3 protein-coding genes are annotated in these 1,678 nt (G+C 68.4%); all 3 read right to left on the minus strand.

The window, feature by feature from the left end; genetic code table 11:
• The coding region (locus DBR20_RS12985) for a tetratricopeptide repeat protein (RefSeq protein WP_108266469.1) at positions 1-670 on the minus strand (670 nt) is incomplete at its 3' end.
• A complete protein-coding gene (locus DBR20_RS12990) occupies positions 664-1,122 on the minus strand; it encodes a cytochrome c-type biogenesis protein (protein WP_108266467.1) in 459 nt (152 codons plus the stop codon). The genes DBR20_RS12985 and DBR20_RS12990, both read right to left, overlap by 7 nt.
• Before the next feature lie 4 nt (positions 1,123-1,126).
• A partial coding sequence (locus tag DBR20_RS12995; RefSeq protein WP_343125688.1) for a DsbE family thiol:disulfide interchange protein occupies positions 1,127-1,678 on the minus strand: 552 nt, incomplete at its 5' end.

The following is a 1,678-nucleotide window of genomic DNA, read 5'->3' on the forward strand; positions in this document are numbered from 1 at the left end:
TGCCTCGCCTGGAGCCGGGTGCCGCTGCCGGTGTATCCGACGGCTGGCCGGCTGCCTCGCGGGCGATGGCGATCTGCGCCTGCAGCGCCTGCGCGGCACCCGGCTCCAGGCGAGGCAGCAGCGTGCTCCAGAGATCGGCGGCCTCAGCGTTGCGGCCACGCTGGCGCAGCGCGATGCCAAGCAGCCAGCTTGCACGCTCGGCATCGGGCGACAAGGTGCGTGCACGTTGCAGCCATGCCAGCGCGGTGTCATCGAACTGCTTGCCCGGATCCGCCTGGGCGCGTGCCTGCGCGGCCTCGACCAGCACGCCCGGTTCGTCCGGTGCCAGGGCTGCGGCGCGGTTGAAGGCATCGGCCGCGGCGGCGGCATTGCCAAGCTCGGCCTGAGAACGGCCCAGCAGCGCCCAGCCATCGGCGCGCTGCGGGTCACGCTGCAACGCCTGCTGCAGCGCCTCTACGCCGTCACGCAGGGTGGCGACCGAAGGCGCGGGTTGCACCTGTGCAGCGCGCGGATTGCCGACCAGCAGGTACAGGCAGGCGCCGGCCACGCCGAGCGCTACCACCCCCAGCACGAAGCTGCGGCGGCCTTGCTGGCGCAGCGGCCACAGCACCACTGCCGCCAACAGCGCAGCGGCCACTGCGGCGACCATCGGCAACCAGTGCGTCACCAGTCCTCTCCCTCGGTTGGGTTCACCGTAGCGGCTGCGTCCATCTGCCGGCTGCGACGACGGACGATGCCCATCACCACCAGCGCGCCGCCACCCAGTATCAGCAGCGGACCGCCCCACAACAGCCAAGTGCCGGGTTGCAGCGGCGGTTGATAGAGCACGAATTCGCCATAGCGGGCGACCAGGAACTGCTTGATGGCCGCATCGTCGAGGCCCTGCTGCATCAACTCCAGCACTTCACGGCGCAGGTCCTGCGCGATCTGCGCGTTGGAATCGGCCAGTGACTGGTTCTGGCACTGCACGCAGCGCAACTGCGCGGCCAGGTCGTGGAAGCGCGCTTCCTCGGCCGCATCGCGGAACATCAGCGGCCGCGCATCATGCACCGGTTGTTGGGCGAGGCCGGTGTTCGGCGCCGCCAGGGTCAGTGCCAGCAGCAGGGGCAGCAGCCAGCGCATGCGCTTAAGGCGAGGCGTGCAGAGTGTTGCCGGCATCGCCTTGGGCCTTCTCAAGCTTTTCCAGCGCCGGAATCAACTTGTCATCGACCACCTGCTGGGTCATCGCGCCGCTGTACTTCCAGCGCACGATGCCACTGCCGTCGACCAGGAAGGTCTCCGGTGCTGCCGTCACGCCCCAGTCGATGGCGGTGCGGCCTTCGATGTCGCTCAGCACGACCATGAACGGGTTGCCCAGCTGTTCCAGCCAGTGCAGCGCGTCGGTCGGTTCATCCTTCCAGTTGTAGCCGATCACGCGTACGCGCTTGCTCTCGGCGAAGCGGGTCAGTACCGGATGTTCTTCACGGCAGGCCGCGCACCAGCTGCCCCAGACGTTGAGCAGGTAGGGCGCACCACGCAGTTCTTCGCTGCGCACGATCATCTGCGGGTCATGCAGCACCGGCAGCGCGAACGCCGGCGCCGGCTTGTCGATCAGTGCCGAAGGCAGCACATCGCGCTGCGGATCGCCCGATTTCATCACCCCGTAGATCATCAGGCCAAGCAGGCCGAAGAAGAACAG

The sequence above is a fragment of the Stenotrophomonas sp. HMWF023 genome, assembly GCF_003060985.1.
Classification (GTDB): domain Bacteria; phylum Pseudomonadota; class Gammaproteobacteria; order Xanthomonadales; family Xanthomonadaceae; genus Stenotrophomonas; species Stenotrophomonas lactitubi.